The sequence below is a fragment of the Ideonella benzenivorans genome, from assembly GCF_020387415.1.
GTDB lineage: Bacteria > Pseudomonadota > Gammaproteobacteria > Burkholderiales > Burkholderiaceae_C > Ideonella > Ideonella benzenivorans.
This window is the reverse complement of the sequence record NZ_JAGWCB010000020.1, coordinates 54,457-73,013: the sequence shown is the minus strand read 5'-3', so window position 1 is coordinate 73,013 and position 18,557 is coordinate 54,457. Positions and strand designations below refer to the sequence as shown.

The window sequence follows — 18,557 nt, the reverse complement described above, 5'->3', positions numbered from 1 at the left end:
CTGGAACCTTCCATGCCCCTGAAGCCCTTCGCGCTGGGCCCGCTGATCGCGGCCGGCGCCCTGGCCTGCGGTCTGGCCGCCCCCACCCGGGCCCAGACGCCCCCGCCCGCCCCCAGCCACCCGGTGACCGAAACCCGGCACGGCGTCACCTGGGTCGACCCGTACCGCAACCTGGAAACCCGCTCGCCGGAGACCCTGGCCTGGATGCGGGCCCAGGCCCGTTTTGCCAGCGACACGCTGGCGCGCATCGACCAGCGCCAGCCGCTGCTCACGCGCATCGGGCAACTGAGTCGCAGCACCGGCGATGCCGTCCGCAACGTGATCCGCATGCCCGGCGAGCGCTACTACTACCTGCGGCGCCAGGCGGGCCAGAACCAGTTCCAGCTGGTGATGCGCCTGGGCCTGGAGGGGCCCGAGCGGGTGCTGGTGGACCCAGAGGCCCTGGCCCGGGCGGCCGGTGGCGTGCCGCAGGCCATCAACTACTTCATGCCGTCCTGGGATGGCCGCTACCTGGCCTATGGCGTCTCCGCCGGCGGCTCCGAGAACGCCACGCTGTCCGTGCTGGACATCGGCAGCGGCCAGACCGTGGGCGAGCCCATCCCGCGGGTGGTGGAGGACGGCGTGAGCTGGATGCCCGACAGCCGCCGCTTTGCCTACAACCAGCTGCGCGCCCTGCCCGCCCAGGCACCGGACACCGAGACCTACCAGGACAGCACCGTCTTCCTGCAGACCGTGGGCCAGAAGGCCGATCAGGCCCGGCCCTTGTTCGGCCGGACGGTCTCCCCCGCCCTGAAGCTGGACCGCCTGGAGGTGGGCCAGGTCTTCTTCAGCCCGGACAGCGGCTACATGGTGGCCCGCACCACCGACACCACCTCGCCCGAGGGCCAGCTGTTCGTCGCCCCGCTGGCGGCCCTGCAGGCGCCCCAGGTGGCCTGGCGGCGCCTCGCCGGGCCGGAGGACCAGATCACCGACGCCGCGCTGCGCGGTGACGAACTGGTGGTGCGCACCTACCGGGGGGCGCCGCGCGGCCGGCTGATGGCCCTGCCGCTGGAGGACAACACCCTGGCTGGCCCGCGCACCCTGGTGCCGGAACCCACCACCGCGGTGTTGGAAGGCTTCGAGCTGACGCCCGACGCCATCCTGGCCGAGGAACGCAGCGGCTTCAGCCTGCGCGCGGTGCGCTACGACGCCCAGGGCCGGCACGACATCGCGCCGGGGCAGCCCGGCAGCACGCTGATCACCGGCAACCCGGCCCATCTGGCCGGTGACACGCTGGTGAGCACCTCGTCCTGGACCCAGCCCGCGCGCCTGCTGCGCGTGGATGCCCAGGGCCACACCCGCGACACCGGCCTGCTGAACCAGCAGGCCCCCGCGGGCGTGCCGGAGCTCGTCGCCGAGGAGGTGATGGTGACCAGCCACGATGGCGTGAAGGTGCCGCTGGCCATCCTGCACCGCAAGGACCTGAAGCGCGACGGCCAGGCGCCGACGCTGCTGATCGGCTACGGCGCCTACGGCGTGAGCGAGGAGGCGCACTTCCTACCGCGCGATTTCGCCTGGTTCGAGCGCGGCGGCGTGATCGCCATCGCCAATGTGCGCGGCGGCGGCGCCTTTGGCGACCCCTGGCACCGGGCGGGCTTCAAGGCCACCAAGCCCAACACCTGGAAGGACGGCATCGCCGCCGCCAAGTACCTGATCGACCAGGGCTACACCACCCCGAAACGCCTGGGCATCTGGGGCACCAGCGCGGGCGGCATCTTCGTCGGTCGCGCGGTGACCGAGGCGCCGGAGCTGTTCGCCGCCGCCATCTTCGACGTCGGCATGCTGGACGCCCTGCACTCCGAGAACTCGGCCAACGGGGTGACCAACATCTCCGAGTTCGGCACGGTGCAGGACCCTGCGGAGTTCAAGGCCCTGCAGGCGATGAGCACCTATGAGCACATTGAGAAGGGGGTGGCCTATCCGGCGGTGCTGCTGATCCACGGCATGAACGACCCGCGGGTGGACACCTGGGAGAGCGCCAAGACCGCCGCCAAGTTGCAGGCCAGCTCCAGCAGCGGCAAGCCGGTGCTGCTGCGCCTGGACGAGCAGGCCGGCCACGGCATCGGCAGCACGGCCCAGCAGGCCTACGCCAAGCAGGCGGACATCATGGCCTTCCTGCTCTGGCAGTTCGGCCTGGCCACGGCGACGCCCTGACCGGCGTGGGCGCCAGCCTCAGGGCCGGCCGCCCTTGGCCGAGTACATCGCGCTGTCGGCCGCGCTGAGCAACTGGCCCTCCTCCTCGCCATCGGCGGGAAAGTCGGCCAGGCCGATGCTGGGCTGGATGGGCAGCGGGCGGCCGTCCACCGACAAGGGGGTGACAAAGGCCTCGCGGATCTTGTCGGCCGCCGCCCGGTTGCCGGCCAGCCCTTTGGGTGACTCCAGCAGCACGACGAACTCGTCCCCGCCCACGCGGGCCACGGTGTCCGAGGTCCGCAGCTGGGACTTCAGGCGCTCGGCGAAGGCCTGCAGCAGGCGATCGCCCACCAGATGGCCATGGGTGTCGTTGACCTCCTTGAACCGGTCCAGGTCCAGGTAGAGCACCGACAGAAAGCTGCTGCCCCGCCGGGCCCGGGCGATGGCCTGCTGGAGCCGGTCGCGCAGCAAGGCCCGGTTGGGCAGCCCGGTCAGGGCGTCGTGGTGCGACATGTGGCGCAACCGGCCAAACAGCCGCTGGCGTTCGATCACGGTCGCGATCTGGGTGCAGATGTACTGCAGCAGGGCCAGGTCCTGCTCGCCGCAGCCGGCCTCATCCCCGTAACTTTTGAGCACCAGGGCGCCGATGACCCCGTTGTGGGTGCGCAGCGGCACGCCCACCCGGCAATGCAGGTCGCCATCCGGCCAGGCCTCGGCCTCGGGATGGCACCCGCGGCGCACCAGCCGAACCTCGCCCTGGCGGATCACCTCCTCGCAGAAGGCCGCCAGGTCGGCGCGCCGCTCGGCGTTCACCTCCCCCCGCCCATCGGCCCAGTACGGGAAACTGAGCCCGCCACTGGCCGCGTCGTCGCGCAGGGCCACGGCCAGGTGGTGGCCCGGCATCAGCCCCACGATCGCCAGGTGGATCTGCTGGCACAGCCCGCCCAGCTCCTCGGTCCGGTGGGCGGCCTCGGAGATGGCGTAGGTGGCGGCCTGGATCAGCTCGGCCCGCTTGCGCTCGGTGATGTCGCGCGCCACGGCGATGCGCAGGCGCTCCTGGGGCAGCCAGCGTGCGGACCACATCAGGTGCACGATCCGCCCGTCCTTGTGCAGGTAGCGGTTCTCGAAATTCAGGTGGGTGTGCCCGGCCATGACACGCTGGCCGGCCTCGCGGGTGCGCTCCCGGTCCTCGGGCAGCACCAGCTCGATCATGCGGGTTCCGATCAACTCCTGCGGCGTGTAGCCGAGGATGGGTTCGCAAGCCGCGCTGACGTAGACGAAGAGCCCCTGCTCATCCACCATGCAGACCGCATCGAGCAAGAGATCGAATGCGGGTGCCAGCGAGGATGCCATGGGCGAGATCTGGTCGGACATGACGACAGCCTCCCGGTGAACCAGTGTAGGGGTGCCGGACCGGCCAGGTCCTCACAAAGAGGGATGTTTCCAGCCGCAGATCCGTGGACCCCGGCAGGCCCGCGGCCTGCCATGCGGCGGGGTCAGAGGTAGAACGCCTCGACCGTGCCCTTGAGCTTGATCAGCAGCGGCTGGCCCTTGCGGTCCACCTTCTTGCCCACCGGCACCTTGATCCAGCCTTCGCTGATGCAGTACTCGGCCACGTCCATGCGCTGCTGGCCGTTGAAGCGGATGCCCACGTCGTGCTCGAACACCTTGGCATCGAAGAACGGGCTCTTCGCGTCGGTGGAGAGATGGTCGGGCAGTTCGGGGCGGTCGGTGGTGGGCGTGGCGTCGGTCATGAGGCGGTGCGTGGTGAGATCAAAAAGGGAGAAGGCCGGGGGGCTCAGCCCTGCAGGCCAACGTACACGTTCTGCACGTCTTCGTTGTCGTCGAGGGCGGCCAGGAAGGTTTCCACCTCCTCCAGCTGCTCGGCGCTCAGGCTGGCCGGGTCGACCGGGTTCTTCGGCTTGTAGCCCAGCTTGGCCGACAGCACCGTGAAACCCTGGGCCGGCAGCGCACGGCTGACCAGATCCAGGTCGGCCGGATCGGTCAGGAACAGGGTGGCGCCATCGTCGCCTGGCTCCAGGTCCTGGGCCCCGGCCTCGATGGCGGCCATCTCCGGGTCGGCCCCCGGGCGGGCGGGCTCGGCCTCGATCATGCCCAGGTGGTCAAAATCCCAGGACACGGAACCGGAGGTGCCCAGCTGGCCCTTGCGGAACAGCACCCGCATGTCGGAGGCGGCGCGGTTCACATTGTCGGTCAGGCACTCGACCATCACCGCCACGCGGTGCGGGGCGAAGCCCTCGTAGAGGGCGTGCTCGAAGTGCACCGCCTCGCCGGTCAGCCCGGCGCCCTTCTTGATCGCGCGCTCCAGCGTGTCCTTGGGCATGGAGACCTTGCGGGCCTGCTCCACCACCAGCCGCAGGCGGGCGTTGGCGGCCGGATCGGCGCCGTTGCGCGCCGCGATCATGATGTCTTTGGCGAGTTTGCCGAACAGCCGGCCCTTGGCATTGGCAGCCAGGTCCTTGTGCTTTGCTTTCCATTGCGCACCCATGGTGGAGCTTCCCTTGCGTTGCCGTGAACCATGGGCCGCTGGCAGGATGCGGGCGAATGGCGAAGAGCGCGCCGCGGAGAAAACCGCCCCGACCGGCGCGAAGAGGCGGCAATTTTAGGGGACAGGCGGGTGCCGATGGCTCACCCCAGGCGTTCCCTGCGTGGCGGTGGCGCGGCCACGCGGCGATCCCCCGGTCCGCGGGCGCGCGGCGATGGCCATCCCGGCCTCACTCGTCGAGCAGGGGCCGCACCTCGTCGACAAAGGCGGCAAGGATGTGCTTGTGGGTGTCGAACTGGCCGCTGGTGGGCACGATGGCCACGTGGGTGGCACCGTAGCGGTCGGCCAGGGCCTTGAACTGCTCGGCCACCTCGGCGTGGCGGCCGACGAGCGCCAGGGCCCGCAGTGCGGCGGGGTCGCAGGCCGTGGCGCCCCACCCCTGCCGGATGGCGCGCTCGGCCCGCTGCTGCAGGTAGGGCCGGGCCACGGCCTCGGCCTCCTCGGGGGTGTCGGCGCTGCAGGCGAAGCGGGCCAGCACCAGCCGGGGCGCCTGACCCCCGCTGGCCTGGGTGTAGAGCCGCACCATGCGCTGCACGCGCTCGGCCGTGTGGGTGGCCGAGGCCACCAGCCCCCAGCCCTGCTCGCCGGCCAGGCGCAGGCTGGCCTCGTCCTCCGCGGCCAGCCACACCGGCACGGGCGCCGGCGCGGGCTGCACGGCCTGCGGCCCCTCGGCCCAGGCGGCCGGCCAATGGCGCAGAAAGTGCCACAGGGCCTGACGGGCCTGCCCGGCCGTCAGGCCATGGCGCTGCAGCAAACCAGGCAAGGCCGCGCCGCTGGCCACGCCCAGCTGGAAGCGGCCCTTGGACAGCAAGGCCAGCGTGGCCAGTTCCTCGGCCAGCAGGGCCGGGTCGCGCAGCGCCGGCAGCAGCGGCAGGCTGCCGATGCGGGCCTTGCTGGTGACGGCGCTGAGGTGGCCCAGCAGGCTGAGCACGCCCGCCTGCGGCCAGGCGGATTCACCGTGGTGCTCGGCCAGCCAGATGTCGTCGTAGCCCATGCGGTCGGCCTCGCGGGCCAGCACGAACTGCCGCACCAAGGCCCGGCCGGCTTCGTCGGTCGGGTTCTCGGACAGGGCCAGATAGCCCAGCTGTGGCGCCCCCATGGTCTCAGACTCCTGGTTCAAAGCCGCGGAACACGGCGCAGCGCTCGAAGACCTCGCGCGAGGGCGCCACCTGCTTGTGGTGGCAGTAGGTGGTCACCAGCTTGGCCAGGCCCTTGATGTCGCGGCCGCTGGCCTGGGCGTAGTGCCGGGCCAGCCACGCGATCTGCGCCTCGTCCAGCGCCAGGCCGAACTGCCCGGCCATCACGCGCCAGATGCGGGCCCGCGCCGCCTCGTCGGGCGCCTGGTAGCGGATCAGCGCGATGCAGCGGCTGACGATGGCCTCGTCGATGTCGTCGATGCGGTTGGTGGTCAGGAACAGCAGGCCGTTGAAGTACTCCAGCACCCGCAGGAAGACGCCCACCACCGCGTTCATGGCCAGGTTGTCGTCGCGCCGCTTGATGTAGACATCGGCCTCGTCGATCAGCATCACCGCGCCCCAGCGCTGGGCGCGCGTGAGCGCCTCCTTCAGCGCGGTCTCCATCGTCGCCACGTTCAGGCCCAGCTGGCCCGAGTGCACGCGGTAGAGCGGCCGGCCGATGATCTCGGCGTAGACCTCGGCGGTCAGCGTCTTGCCCACGCCCGGGGGGCCGGCGCACAGCACCGTGGTGCCGCCGCTCTTGCCGGCCACGATGTCGTCCATCAGCACGTCCATCTCGGCGGTCAGGATGTCGATCAGGTCGGTCTGCTCGGGTGGCAGCACCAGCCGGGTCTTCAGCTCGGGCTGGTAGACATAGGGCGTCAGGTCGTCCACATGCACCCACAGGTGCTGGTGCAGCTCCAGGTGGAACAGGAACAGAAAGCCCTGCACCGGCAGCTGGGTGAACAGGCCCTCGGGCTGGGCGGCGCGCTCGGCCTGCACCTCGTCCTCGGCGGCGTAGCGGTTGCTCTTGGCGGCCTTGCGCAGATAGGGCCCCAGGATGTCGCCGGTGCTGTCCAGCGTGGCGCTGCGCGGCGGCAGGATGCCCTCGTCGTTGACCAGACGGGCCGGCTGGCCCGAGGCCGAGAGCACCACCTGGTCCTTGCGGGTCCAGTCGGTGTCGCGGTGGGTGGCGCTGGGGTCTTCGGCCACGAAGCCGATGCCCTGGCCGCAGAACTGTGCACCGTAACGGCCGCGCCAGTCGATGTAGCGCTCGGCCATGGCGTCGTAGGCCGCCAGCAGCGCGGGTGTCTCCTTGAGCAGGCCCTTGGCCGCCAGGATCTCGGCCACCGTGTGGCCGGGCAGATCGGCCTCGACGATGCGCACCGTGGTGCTGACGATGCCGGCGCGCAGCAGGGCCTTGAGCTCGATGAGCACCTTGCCCATCTCCTCGTTGGAGCCCGAGACATAGTCCAGCCGCGTCACCACCCACGCAGCCGCCCGGCCGCTGGGCGCGGTGGCGAACAGCCAGCCGCGCTGGGCGTCCTGGATCAGGTAATGCGCCAGGGCCGGCAGCAGCTGCTCCAGCTCGTCGTCCTCGCCGAAGCGCGGGCCCTCGTCCTGCAGCGCGGCCAGCAGACCCTGCAACTGGCGGTGGCGGGCCTCGGCGCCCTGGGCCTGGTAGAGCTTGCCCAGGAAGGTCAGCTCGGCCAGTTGCAGTTGCTGCCAGGGCAGCTCCAGCCGGTGGGTGTAGCGCAGCTGGTCCTGCAGCTGGGCCAGCCGCGGGAAGGACTCGCTCAGGGCCTGCACCTGGGCCCGCTCCAGCGCCAGTTTCATGCGGCCCCCGTGGCGGTGTCCGCCTTGCGCAGCAGGCGGTCGTTGGCGGCCAGCGCAAAGGCCTGCCAGACGGCGGCCAGATCGCGGCGAATGGTGGCCAGGTACTCACGGGACGGCTGGTGCTCGAAGGGGAAGTTCGACAGCGCGCAGGAGCTGCTGTTGAAGCGCACCGCCTCCACCAGCAACTCGTCGGCCAGGCCGTGGAAAGGGGCCAGCACCTGCGGCGTGAGGGCCGCCCGTCCCTGGGCCGGTGGCGTGGCGGCCTGCAGTGGCAGGACATCCAGATGCTGCAAAGCCTCGGTGTAGAGCGACTCCAGCGCCTCCACCAGGGCGCGCTGGGTCAGCTGGGCATCCTGCTGGCGCGACAGGGCCTGGTGCAGGCGCTGGCGGTAGCGCTGCACCGCCTGGCCGCGCTGCTCCGCCACCCAGTCGCCGAACAGGCGCAGCTGGGCGTCGTTGGCGGCCTCGGGCGGCCGGGCCGGCAGCAGGGGCTGCTGCAGCAGGTGGCGCAAGCGGGCTGCCGCGCCCAGCGCGCCCTCCAGGTAGCCCGTGCCGCGCTGGGCCGTCTCGGCGCCGCCGAACAGGAGCCGCCCGTCCCACTGCGGCAACTGCAAGGTGTCGGTGGCGGCACCGGGCTCGGGATGGGCGGCCAGGGCCTCGGTCGCCCGGTCCAGCGGACTGCAGGTGAAGGGCTCCTCGGCCCAGTCCTGCCAGTGCAGCTCACCGTCGCGCGCGCCTTCGCCGAAGAGCATGGCCATCTGGCTTTCCACCAGCAGCGGCATGCTGCGCGCAAAGGCCGGCCGCTGTGACGCGGCCAGGGCACTGAAGCCCGCCAGCGCGGCACCGGCCGGGCCGCTGGCGTCGAAAACCTCGGCCAGCACCGCCTGGGCATGGGTGACCCAGGCATTGCCGCTGTGGCCGTCGGCCCGCCAGAAGGCGCTGGGGTAGGCCACGGCCGCCTTGGCCGCGGTGGCCATCCAGGTGGGCTGGGCCTGCAGGGCCTCGTTCACTTCGACCGGCAGGGCCGGCTCGAAGCGGACGCCCGCCTGGGCCACCCGCGGTGGCAGGGCCAGCACCACACGCCGGGCCCGCACCGTGTGCTCCTGCCCGCCCAGGCGCAGGGACAGACGCACATGGTCGCCCGCATCGGTCACGGCCAGCAGGGTCTGGCCCAGGTGCAGGCGGGCCAGCGGCAACGGCCGCGTCAGGGCGGCCGCCAGGGCCCCCATGCCACCGGCCAGGCGATGGGCGCCGCCATGCAGGCTGCCCTGCCCGGGCGGGGCCGGCAGGGCGGCATCCGCGTCCTGCGCGGTGGCGCTGGCCACGGTCACCGTGGCGGGGAGCTCGGCGGCCTGGTCCAGCAACAGCACCCGACCGTCATCGGCCTGGGCCACGGTGTCCAGCCCGAGGTCAGCCACCAGGCGCGCCATGGACGGCTGGTGGCCGGGCCAGTACCAGGTGGGCCCCAGGTCCAGGGGCTGACCCTGGGCGCCGGTGGCCGTCAGCACCCGGCCGCCCAGGCGCTCACGCGCCTCGAACAAGGCCCAGTCCAGGCGGCGGGCCTGCAGGCTGTGCGCCAGCGCCAGCCCGCACACGCCGCCACCGACAATGGCCACGTCCAGCATCTTGTCCATGGGGCCTCCTGCGGCCGGGGGGTGGGAATCGGAAGCCCGGCTCAGAAGCCGGAGAGCGCGCCCAGCAACTCCACGGTGACCGGCTCGGTGCCCAGGATGTTGACCTGGCAGGCCAGGCGGGACTTGCTGCCCACGCCCACCAGGCTGTCGAGCTTGGCGTTTTCCTCGGAGGTCATCTTGGAGACGCCTTTGCGACCCTCCTTGATGAACACGTGGCAGGCGCCGCACTTGGCCTGGCCGCCGCACTTGCTCACCAGCTTCTCGCCAGCCGCCAGCAGGGTCTGCAGCAGGTTGGCGCCTTCGCTCACGTCCAGGGTGGTGCCCGAAGGCAGGATGGTCAGGGTGGTCATGGTGTTCTCCTTGTCGTGTGGGAAAGAGAGGGGGCTCAGGCCGGGACGGCCACGCCTCGGGTGAGCTGTGCGGCCACCTCGGCCAACGGCAGCGCAATGCGGGTGACGCCCTGCTCCTCCAGGAAGCGGGCCTCCATGCGGGTGGGCTCGTCGGGCAGGACGGCGTAGTGCGGGCCGCCGGAGCGCTTCATGATCTGGCGCGCGAAAGTGCGCGGCAGCTGGTCGTTGAAGCGGCAGCCCAGGAACACGAAGCCCAGGCGGGCGCGGCGGGCCTGCACCACCGGTGGGATGGGCGTCTGGATGTCGATCTCGGTCAGCACCTCGACATGGTCCGTGTCGGACACCAGGTAGTTGCTGGCCGGCAGGTGGCCGCCCCAGGGCTTGTAGTACACGGTGGCCATGTCCACCGGCTCCTCGGTCAGCGGCTGGCCATCGGCGCCATACCAGCCGAACCAGGTGCCGAAGTGCTCGCTCTGCGACAGCCCCTGCACCTCGGCCCAGTCCGCCCGCGCGCTCAGCGCGCCGCGCATGGTGTCGTCGTACCAGGCGTCCACGATCAGCGGGGCCTTCAGGCTGGCGACCCAACGGTGCAGCGCACTGGGCGCGGGCAGAGCGGCAAAGGCCAGGTCCATGCCGCTGACCAGGGTCTTGCGGTGCTTGAAGTTCTCGATGAACTGGGCGGCCTGGGTCAGGCGGTGCTTGATCTTGCCGGGCACGCTGTTGCGGGTGGTCAGCACGGTCGCCAGGGCCAGCGGGTCGCCGGGCACCGGCAGGTCGGCCACCAGGCCCAGCATGCCGGGGCCCAGGTAGGGGGCCAGCGAGCCGGCGATGAGACCGGCCGCGACATCGTCGGGCAGGTGGTCCAGGGTGGTGAAGGTCATGGGCATCTCCGGGTCAGTAGATGGGCACGCCGGCCCCGATGTTGGTGGCGATGTCCTTGAGCGCCCCGACGATGAAGCGCACCGCGTCCTCGTCGAGCTGGGCGTGGAAGGGCAGGGCCAGGGCGCGGTCGCCGATGCGCTCGGCCAGCGGCAGGTCGCCCCGCTTCCAGCCCTGCTGCTGGTAGAAGAACTGCTGATGCAGCGGCTTGCAGAAGGGCGCCGCCTCGATGTGCTCGCGGTTGAGGTCGTCGACAATCTGCTTGCGGGCGCTGGCGGTGAAGCGGGTGCCCAGGTGCACCTGCCAGACCATCCAGTGCACCTCGTCGACCTCGTCGGCGATGTAGGGCGGCTTGATGCCCTCGAAGCTGTTCATCAGGTCGCGGTAGAGGGCCTCCACGACCTTGCGGCGTTCCAGCAGCTCGTCGATGCGGGCCAGCTGCCCCACGCCCATGGCAGCGGTCAGCTCGCTGATGCCGGCCTGCAGCGGCACGCGGGCGCCCACCGACAGCGAGTTGCGGTCCTTGATGGAACGCTGACGCAGGTAGCGCAGCTCGATGGCCAGACGGTCGTCGTCGGTGACGACCATGGCCCCATCGCCGCAGGACAGGGCGCTGGGTTGCGAGAAATCGAACACCGCCAGATCCCCGAAGCTGCCGACCTGGCGGCCCTGGTAACGCGAGCCCAGGGCCTCGGTGGAGTCCTCGATCAGGGCGATGCCATGCCGGTCGGCCAGTGCGCGCAGCGGGCCCCAGGCGGCCGGGTGGCCGTTGATGTTGCCGGCCAGGATGGCCTTGGTGCGCGGGGTGATGCGGGCCTCGGCCCGCACCGGGTCCAGGCAACCCGTCCAGTAATGGATGTCCGAGAACACCAGCGTGGCGCCGGCCAGGCTCACCGCCTGCGCCACCTGGTGCCAGCCGTGCGGCGAGGCGATCACCTCGTCGCCCGGGCCGATGCCCAGGGCCCGCAGCGCCAGCCAGGTGCCCAGGGTGCCGCTGGCCACCGAGACCGCATGCGCGCGCCCCACCCAGCGGGCAAAGCTCTGCTCGAAGCGCTCGACCATGGGACCGGCCGTCAGGCGCGAGCCCGACATGGCTGTCTCGACCAGCTTGAGCTCCAGCGCCGAGAGGTCTGGGTCGGACAGCACGATCCAGTCGTCGCCCAACAGCGCATCGCTCTCGGGCTGCTCGTCGGCCACCAGGCCGTCCTGGCCGATGGCGGCAAAGGGATCGCTGCCCTCGGCATTGCCGCCGGGCACCGGGGTGACGTGCGCCGCATCGGCGATCAGGGTGGCGGGGCTGTTCATGGCGGCGACCTTTGCTTGGGGGTTCAGGCCTTGTCGGCCAGATAGAAGCCGGACAAGGCCGACAGGTCGGTGCTGATCTGCCAGCAGTGGCCGTCGCTGACGGCGCCCCAGAGCAGGCGGCGTTCGCCGCTGGCGGCCGGGGTTTCGCCGCGCATGTCGAAGGCATCGACGACGATCACCCGCAGCGGGGCGAAGCGCTCGCGCAGCAGCAGGGCCGCCTCGCGCACGGTGTTGGCGCTGTCGGCCAAGGCAAGCGCCTCGGCCAGCGAGGCGGTGGGGGAGCGCACGTCGGCGGAGGCGTTCATGGCGGTCCCCTTCAGTCGCCGGAGAGGCGGCGGGCCTCGACGGTGATCGGCAGGCTGGTGCCTTCGGGCATCTCCGGCAGGGCCAGCACCCAGTCGTTGGCCAGGGTCACGGTGCCGCCCCAGAGATCGGGTTTCTCGTGCGAGACGATGGGCTCCTCCAGGTCCTTCTTGGCCACGTAGGCGGACAGGACACCGGCGGCGCTCTTGCGGATCATCACTTTCATGGGAACTCCGGGGGATGGTGAGAGGGGTTCGGTCAGGCCGCGGTGGCCAGGGCTTGGTCTTCGAGCAAGAGGGGCAGCACGCTGGTCCGCACGGCGGCCAGGGCCTGGCCGATGTCCTGCGCCGTGGTGTCACGCCCCAGCGAGAAACGCACTTCGGCCTTGGCCTGGGCGGGCGTGAGGCCCATGGCCAGCATCACGTGGGAAGGCTGGGTGCTGCCGGCGCCACAGGCTGCGCCGCTGCTGGCCACCACGCCGGCCCGCTCCAGCTTGCCCAGCACCTGTTCGGCATCGCGCTCGCCAAAGCGCACACACACGGTGTTGGGCATGCGCTCAGCGCCCTGCCCCAGCAGCGCGATGGCCGGGTGCAGGGCCAGCAGGCCCTGCTCCAGGGTCTGGCGCAGGTCGGTCATGCGGGCCACGTCCTCGGCCAGTGTGGCGCCAAGCACCTCGGCGGCCGCGGCAAAGCCGGCGATGCCGGGGCCGTTCTCGGTGCCGCCGCGGCGTTTGCGCTCCTGCTTGCCCTCGATCAGCGCGGGCCAGGCCAGGCCCTTGCGCACCACCAGCGCGCCCACGCCTTGCGGGCCGTGCAGCTTGTGGGCCGAACAGGACCAGAGGTCCGCCCCGCTGGCGTCGAAGCGCAGCAGCGACTTGCCCACGGCCTGGGTGGCATCGACATGGAAGGGCACCTCCTGCGCTCGGGCCAGGGCCGAGAGTTCGGCCAGCGGATGCCACACCCCCGTCTCATTGTTGGCCGCCATCACCGACAGCAGGGCCACGTCCGGGCCGATCAGGCGCGCCGCGGCGTCCAGGTCCAACCGGCCTTCGCCATCCACCGGGATGCGGTCCACCGGTGTGCCCTCGCGCTGCAGACGCTCGACCAGGGCCAGCAGTCCCGCGTGTTCCACGGCCGACACGACCAAGCGGGTGCGGCCCAGCGCGCGGCCGCGGGCCAGTGCGCCCAGCACGGCCTGGTGGTTGGCCTCGGTGGCGCCGCTGGTGAACACCAGCTCGACCGGCTGGCAGCCCAGCAGCGCGGCGACACGGGCGCGGGCCTCGGCCAGCGCGCGCCGGGCGGCCTGGCCGGGCTCGTGCATCGACGAGGGGTTGGCCCAGGTGCCCTCCATGGCCCGCACCATGGCCGCGACGACCGCCGGCAGCGGGCGGGTGGTGGCGTTGTGGTCCAGGTCAATCATGGTGGCCTCCTGCGTCGTGCCGGGTCAGACCCAGTAATCGCGCGCTTCGTCGCGCACCAGGGTGTCCAACGCGGCGGCCAGCGTGGGCGCACGCTGCTTGAGCACCCAGCAGCCATTCACATGGTCCCGCGCATGCAGCAGCCAGGCCCCGGGCACGCCGCTGTCGGGCGTCTGGGTGGGCACCAGCCAGGCGATGTCGATCTCGCCACCGTCGCGCTCGATGTTGCGCGAGCAGTTGGGGCTGACCACCTTCCAGCCCAGGCCTTCGCGCAGCACGCGGGGGTGCACGTACTTGTAGCGGCTGCGCTGCTCCAGCGCGACCTCGATGCGCACCCGGTCGAGCACGAAGACCTGGCCCCCCACCAGGCTGCCGCTGTCCGCGGGTCGCCCAGGCTCGTCGGGCGGGCGGCGACCGGAGCAGGAGGCGCTGGCCATCACGCCACCTCGCCCGCCGGGGCCGGTGCGCTGCGCGGCGCACCGGGCACGTCCAGCTCGATCTCGTCTTCCAGCACGCCCAGCACGCGGCGCGGGCCGAACTCGACCAGGTAGACCGGCACATTGGCCTCGGTGTGCAGGCCCACGTTGACGATTTCGCCGATGCCGCCGGCCGGCACCAGCAGCTCACCCTCGGCCGCCTCGGGGAAGCTGCCGTCGTTGACCAGATCGGCCACCGCGCGCACGCGCTGACCCCATTCGTACTTGGGCTGGGCGGGTTCCATCATGGTGAGGCTCCTGGGGAGGGGAATGAAACGGACGGTTCAGCGGAGGTCGACCAGGCGCTGGGCCTTCTCGCCCAGCTGCGCCAGGATCTCCTCGGGCAGGTGGTCCAGCGTGCAAAGCTCCTTGGCCCGCATGCCCACCTGGTGGCCCGAGTCGGTGAACTCGACCGCGTAGATGTAGAACTGCTGCAGGAAGGTGCCGATCGAGCGCACGTAGCCGATGTCGCCCTTGTTGACCAGCACCTCGCCGATGTCCTTGCCGGTGTAGGTGCCGTCGTTGCGGATCACGGTGCGGCTGATCACGCGCTCGCCCATCTCGAAGCGGGGCGGCAGCGCGATCTCGATGATGTCGTCGTCACGGTCGATGTCCACCATGGGGCGCTCCTGCAGGCAATGACAAGGGGGTCGGTTCGGCCAGACGTTCCTGCGCCTGGGCGCGCACCTCGGGGTCGGCGTCCTCGGACAGGCGCAACAGCCACTCGCGCTGCTGGCGGGCGTCGGCCCGGTGCGCCACGGTCCAGCGCACGGCCCAGTCCGGGTCGGTCAGAAAGGCGGACAGCAGGGGCTGCGGCGCGCGCTCGGCCACGCTGCGGCGCACCCGGCCGGACGGGTCCTGCGCCAGGCGCCACAGCGCCGGCATCTCCAGGCGCTCGGCCACCACGCGGCGCACCTGCTCGTCGTTGTCCCCGGCCAGCAGGGGCAGCAGGGCCACGGGCAGGCGGCGGGCCACCACGGTGCGCACCTCGTAGTCCGGGTCGTGGATCAGGCGGCTGAGCTCGGGCGTGTCGATGCGCTGGGCCACGCGGATGCGGACCTCGCGGTGCGGGTCGTCGCACATCGGCGAGAGCAGGCGCTGCGGCACGCGCAGGGCCACCTGCAGGCGCACCGTTTCATCCGGATCCTGCCGCAGCGGACCCAGCTGGAAGATGTCGACATAGCGCGCGGCGATGGCGCGCACCTCGAAGTACGGATGGTCCAGGTGCTGCCCGGCCAGGTCGCGGTGGGCACGGAAGAAGCGGTCGATGCGGCGCGCATAGGCGTCCTGCATGCAGCTGTGGCCGGGCTCGCAGCCGCCCTCGGTCCGCAGGTCCTGGTGTGGGCAGCGCGCACAGTCCACCGGCAGGCCCTGCCAGTCCCGCGTCGGGATGTCCCCGGCCGGCGGACGGACCGTAGCGCGGGCGGTGGGGGGCGTGGCGGTGGTGTTCACGTCGAACCTCGGGCTCAGGCCGGCGCCGCGGGGTGAACGCCCGACGGACGCTGCGGCGCCAGCCGGGCCCAGGCCGCGGCCCCGAAGGCCGGCGGTGCGCTGGGTGCGTCCTCGTCCTCGCCCACCAGGGCGCGCTGACGCACCGCCTCCACCAGGGCGCCGCCCACCCGGTCGTCCGGGTCCAGGTGACGCAGCAAGGCCAGCGCATCGCGGGCCTCGGTCTCGTCGCCCAGGCGCAGGCTCAGGTAGGCATAGCCCTTGAGGGTGAACAGGTAGAACCGGGTGATCGGCTCGTCGCGTGCGCCCGCCAGGGCTTGACGCGGCACGTCGCGCCAGCAGGCCGGCAGGCCCAAGGCCCGGGCCCCGGCCACCAGCGCCCGGCGGGCCACGTCGCGGGCCGGGCCGAGGCGGTGGCCGTAGAAGTGGTGGCGGTAGAACGCGATCAGCACGGCCGGGTGCTCCGGCGCCAGGGCCTGGGCCCGCATCAGCGCCGCCATGGACCGCGGCGCATCGCTGCGGTGCTCGCCGGCCTCGCGCAGCGCGGCCTCGGCCAACGGCGGCAAGCCCAGGCCCAGCACGGCGTCATCGAAGTCCACGCCGAGGGTGCCGGTGGTCGCGACGGTCATGGCGTGGCCCCTGTGATGCCGGGCGCTCAGTGGCGCTTGAGCGAATCGAGCGAGACCGTGGCCTGCGCCGGCTTGGCCGCATCCCCCGAGCTGGAGCAGGCGCAGGGCGCCGCTGCCGGGTTGAAGAAGCTCAGGCCGGAATGGGTCGGGCTCTCGCTGAAATCCATCGTGACGCCGTCCAGCACCAGACGGCTCTCGGCCGGCAGGAACACGCGCACGTCGCCGAGCAGCAGCTCCGCATCACCGTCCAGCGGCGCCGCCAGCACCGAGAACTCGGCGCTGTAGCCGGAGCAGCCGCCCGGCGTCACCAGGAGGCGCATGCCGCCGGCGGGGTGTTCGGAGAAACGCACCATGCGGCGGATGAACTTGGCCGCGGCGGGCGTGACAGTGACGTTGGGCAGGATCATGTTCAGCTCGTCATTCAAAAGAGGTCAGAAGCGGACAACGTGGGCCGGGTGCCCCATTCCCCGTGGGCCAGCGCCGGGCCGCCCCAAGCGGCCCGCGCACCCGCCCGGCGGGTGGTCCCGGGGTTCACCCCGGGACCGGGTGCCCCATTCAGGCGGGCTTGATGCAGCCGTCCACCGGGCAGACCGACACGCACTGGGGTGCGTCGAACTGGCCTTCGCACTCGGTGCACTTCTTGGGGTCGATCACGAAGGTGCCGCCCTTTTCACGGATGGCGACGTTGGGGCACTCGGGCTCGCAGGCGGAGCAGCCGGTGCACATGGAGGCGATGATCTTCAGGGCCATGATGGGACTCCTTGGCTAGGGGCTGGGGAAGGGGCGACCGCTTGGCGCAATGGCTCAGGCGGCCGCTTCGGCCGTGCCAGTGAAGGCACCTTGCCGGATCTGCGCGTCACCGCGCGGTTGGTGGACGAGCTGGCCGCTGGCGATGCGCTGGCGGTAGTCGGTGAACCAGGACAGCGCGGCCTTCTCGATGAACTCGTGGGCGTACTGGTCGACCGGCTCGATGCCGGCGGCCTTCAGCTCGTCGCGCGGGCAGGCGCCGATCTTGGCCACCAGCACGGCGTGGCAGTCGTTGATGGCCTTGACGATGGAGGGCAGTTGCTCGTCCTCGCCATAGCCGCCCTGGCAGTACAGGTCGACGCGGCGGTGGCCGACGAACAGGGCCTGGGCCTTGCTCACCTCGAAGATCTGGAACTCGGTGGCGTGGCCGAAGTGCTGGTTGACCTTGCCATGACCTTCGGTGGCCACGGCGACCAGCACCTTCATGTCCGGGTCCACGCCGTCGTCGTTGGCCGCGGCGGCCAGCGCCTCGGCCTTGGCCGCCACCTGGGCCTGGCGCTCGGACTCGACCTTGTCCTGGTAGGCCTTGCGCTTGTCCAGGTCGTAGACGACTTCCATCTCCTCGATCTTGTCGAGGGTGAACTCCTCGGAGCGGTCCTCGCCCAGCAGGCCGACCGCATCGGCACGGCACTGGCGGCAGTGGCGCATCAGGTTGGCGCCGCCCATGCAGGCGTCCTGCACGGCCTTGAGCTCCTGGGCGGTCGGGCCGCGCTGACCGGTCAGGCCGAACACCGTGCCGTGCTCGGCTTCCGAGATCAGCGGCATGATGTTGTGCAGGAAGGCGCCGCGCTTCTTGACCTCGCGGTTCACCTCGATCAGGTGCTCGTCGTTGATGCCGGGGATCAGCACCGAGTTGATCTTGGTGAGCACGCCGCGGGCGGTCAGCATCTCCAGGCCGAGCATCTGGCGCTCGTGCAGGATGCGCGCGGCCTCGACGCCGGTGACGCGCTTGTGGTCCCAGAAGATCCAGGGGTAGATCTTGGCGCCCACTTCCGGATCGACCATGTTGATGGTGATCGTGACGTGGTCGATGTTGTACTTGCAGATCTCGTCGACCAGATCCGGCAGGGCCAGGCCGTTGGTGGACAGGCACAGCTTGATGTCGGGCGCCTGCTCGTGGAGCATGCGCATGGTGTCGAAGGTCTTCTTCGGGTTGGCCAGGGAGTCGCCGGGGCCGGCGATGCCCAGCACCGTCATCTGCGGGATCTCGCTGGCCACGGCCAGCACCTTCTTGACGGCCTGATCGGGCGTCAGTTTCTGGCTCACCACGCCGGGGCGCGATTCGTTGCTGCAGTCGTACTTGCGATTGCAGTAGTTGCACTGGATGTTGCAGGCCGGGGCCACGGCCACGTGCATGCGGGCGTAGTGGTGGTGGGCCTCTTCCGAATAGCAGGGATGGTTCTTGACCTTGTCCCAGATTTCAGCGGGCATGTCGTCCGGGCCGGCGGACGTGCCGCAGCTGGCCTTGCCGTCCCCGCCGGTGGAGCCACAGCCCCCTCCGGTCTCGACGACTTCGCTGACGGCTTGACGACCCTTCTTCAGATCGCCGATCGATACGAACGTGGTGTTGGCGGACATGGGGCACCTCGTGTGGTGGCAGGTGCCAAGTCCATTGCGAGAGCCGTGCCAGTCAGTTTTTCCATGTGAATCAATGGCTTGCGTTGATTGTTCCGTTGTCCACCGCTGTGCAGGTCATCACAAAAGCGACAAGCGGCCTGTTTCCTTCCGTTCCACCGCCGCACGCCTGCGGCGTTGACGCGCGTCAACAGGTGCCCTTT

At 71.1% G+C, this 18,557-nt stretch carries 21 protein-coding genes; 1 reads left to right on the top strand and 20 read right to left on the bottom strand.

Annotated features, from left to right (window positions below; all coding sequences use genetic code 11):
- Window positions 1-12: 12 nt before the first annotated feature.
- Complete coding sequence (locus tag KGA65_RS19090; RefSeq protein ID WP_225864717.1) at window positions 13-2,193, top strand: prolyl oligopeptidase family serine peptidase; 2,181 nt, start codon at window positions 13-15, stop codon at window positions 2,191-2,193.
- An 18-nt stretch (window positions 2,194-2,211) separates the two neighbouring features.
- Here the strand turns inward: KGA65_RS19090 and KGA65_RS19085 are convergent, their stop codons facing one another.
- The 20 genes from KGA65_RS19085 to nifB form a co-directional block, all read right to left on the bottom strand.
- Complete coding sequence (locus tag KGA65_RS19085) at window positions 2,212-3,546, bottom strand: sensor domain-containing protein (protein WP_225864716.1); 1,335 nt, start codon at window positions 3,544-3,546, stop codon at window positions 2,212-2,214.
- A gap of 122 nt (window positions 3,547-3,668) precedes the next feature.
- Window positions 3,669-3,926 carry a DUF3297 family protein gene (locus KGA65_RS19080; RefSeq protein ID WP_225864715.1) on the bottom strand — a complete coding sequence of 86 codons (258 nt, stop codon included), beginning with the start codon at window positions 3,924-3,926 and terminating at the stop codon, window positions 3,669-3,671.
- Between the two features lie 44 nt (window positions 3,927-3,970).
- The gene (locus KGA65_RS19075) at window positions 3,971-4,681 is read right to left on the bottom strand and encodes a YebC/PmpR family DNA-binding transcriptional regulator (RefSeq protein ID WP_225864714.1); all 711 of its coding nucleotides are present in this window, start codon (window positions 4,679-4,681) and stop codon (window positions 3,971-3,973) included.
- A gap of 226 nt (window positions 4,682-4,907) precedes the next feature.
- On the bottom strand, window positions 4,908-5,837 hold the full coding sequence (locus KGA65_RS19070; RefSeq protein WP_225864713.1) for an LLM class flavin-dependent oxidoreductase: 930 nt from the start codon (window positions 5,835-5,837) through the stop codon (window positions 4,908-4,910).
- 4 nt (window positions 5,838-5,841) lie between these two features.
- The gene (locus KGA65_RS19065) at window positions 5,842-7,530 is read right to left on the bottom strand and encodes an AAA family ATPase (protein ID WP_225864712.1); all 1,689 of its coding nucleotides are present in this window, start codon (window positions 7,528-7,530) and stop codon (window positions 5,842-5,844) included.
- Window positions 7,527-9,164, bottom strand: a complete 1,638-nt coding sequence (locus KGA65_RS19060) for a flavin monoamine oxidase family protein (RefSeq protein ID WP_225864711.1) — start codon at window positions 9,162-9,164, stop codon at window positions 7,527-7,529. The genes KGA65_RS19065 and KGA65_RS19060 overlap by 4 nt, the downstream gene beginning before the upstream one ends.
- 41 nt (window positions 9,165-9,205) lie before the next feature.
- Window positions 9,206-9,514, bottom strand: a complete 309-nt coding sequence (locus KGA65_RS19055) for a 2Fe-2S iron-sulfur cluster-binding protein (RefSeq protein WP_225864710.1) — start codon at window positions 9,512-9,514, stop codon at window positions 9,206-9,208.
- A gap of 35 nt (window positions 9,515-9,549) precedes the next feature.
- Window positions 9,550-10,395: an SIR2 family protein gene (locus tag KGA65_RS19050; RefSeq protein WP_225864709.1), complete on the bottom strand. Its 846-nt coding sequence runs from the start codon at window positions 10,393-10,395 to the stop codon at window positions 9,550-9,552.
- A 13-nt stretch (window positions 10,396-10,408) separates the two neighbouring features.
- Window positions 10,409-11,557 (bottom strand): DegT/DnrJ/EryC1/StrS family aminotransferase, encoded by a 1,149-nt coding sequence (locus KGA65_RS19045; RefSeq protein WP_225865001.1) that lies wholly within the window; start codon window positions 11,555-11,557, stop codon window positions 10,409-10,411.
- A 164-nt stretch (window positions 11,558-11,721) separates the two neighbouring features.
- Window positions 11,722-12,003, bottom strand: coding sequence for a hypothetical protein (locus tag KGA65_RS19040; protein WP_225864708.1), 282 nt, complete (start codon window positions 12,001-12,003; stop codon window positions 11,722-11,724).
- Window positions 12,004-12,014: 11 nt separating this feature from the next.
- Window positions 12,015-12,227, bottom strand: a complete 213-nt coding sequence (gene nifT / locus KGA65_RS19035) for a putative nitrogen fixation protein NifT (RefSeq protein ID WP_225864707.1) — start codon at window positions 12,225-12,227, stop codon at window positions 12,015-12,017.
- A gap of 32 nt (window positions 12,228-12,259) precedes the next feature.
- Complete coding sequence (locus tag KGA65_RS19030; RefSeq protein WP_225864706.1) at window positions 12,260-13,420, bottom strand: cysteine desulfurase family protein; 1,161 nt, start codon at window positions 13,418-13,420, stop codon at window positions 12,260-12,262.
- A 24-nt stretch (window positions 13,421-13,444) separates the two neighbouring features.
- The gene (locus tag KGA65_RS19025) at window positions 13,445-13,855 is read right to left on the bottom strand and encodes a DUF3024 domain-containing protein (RefSeq protein WP_225864705.1); all 411 of its coding nucleotides are present in this window, start codon (window positions 13,853-13,855) and stop codon (window positions 13,445-13,447) included.
- A complete protein-coding gene (locus KGA65_RS19020) occupies window positions 13,855-14,142 on the bottom strand; it encodes a nitrogen fixation protein NifZ (RefSeq protein ID WP_225864704.1) in 288 nt (95 codons plus the stop codon). The genes KGA65_RS19025 and KGA65_RS19020 overlap by 1 nt, the downstream gene beginning before the upstream one ends.
- 36 nt (window positions 14,143-14,178) lie before the next feature.
- Window positions 14,179-14,514 carry a nitrogen fixation protein NifZ gene (locus tag KGA65_RS19015; protein WP_225864703.1) on the bottom strand — a complete coding sequence of 112 codons (336 nt, stop codon included), beginning with the start codon at window positions 14,512-14,514 and terminating at the stop codon, window positions 14,179-14,181.
- Entirely contained in the window at window positions 14,495-15,346 is an 852-nt protein-coding gene (locus KGA65_RS19010) for a 4Fe4S-binding leucine-rich repeat protein (RefSeq protein ID WP_225864702.1), read from the bottom strand. Before KGA65_RS19010 ends, KGA65_RS19015 begins: the two co-directional genes overlap by 20 nt.
- A 14-nt stretch (window positions 15,347-15,360) precedes the next feature.
- Window positions 15,361-15,972 carry a hypothetical protein gene (locus tag KGA65_RS19005; protein WP_225864701.1) on the bottom strand — a complete coding sequence of 204 codons (612 nt, stop codon included), beginning with the start codon at window positions 15,970-15,972 and terminating at the stop codon, window positions 15,361-15,363.
- Window positions 15,973-15,998: 26 nt separating this feature from the next.
- Entirely contained in the window at window positions 15,999-16,379 is a 381-nt protein-coding gene (locus tag KGA65_RS19000; protein ID WP_225864700.1) for a HesB/IscA family protein, read from the bottom strand.
- Between the two features lie 148 nt (window positions 16,380-16,527).
- On the bottom strand, window positions 16,528-16,722 hold the full coding sequence (locus KGA65_RS18995) for a 4Fe-4S binding protein (protein ID WP_225864699.1): 195 nt from the start codon (window positions 16,720-16,722) through the stop codon (window positions 16,528-16,530).
- A 54-nt stretch (window positions 16,723-16,776) separates the two neighbouring features.
- A complete protein-coding gene (gene nifB / locus KGA65_RS18990; protein ID WP_225864698.1) occupies window positions 16,777-18,357 on the bottom strand; it encodes a nitrogenase cofactor biosynthesis protein NifB in 1,581 nt (526 codons plus the stop codon).
- Window positions 18,358-18,557: the final 200 nt, after the last annotated feature.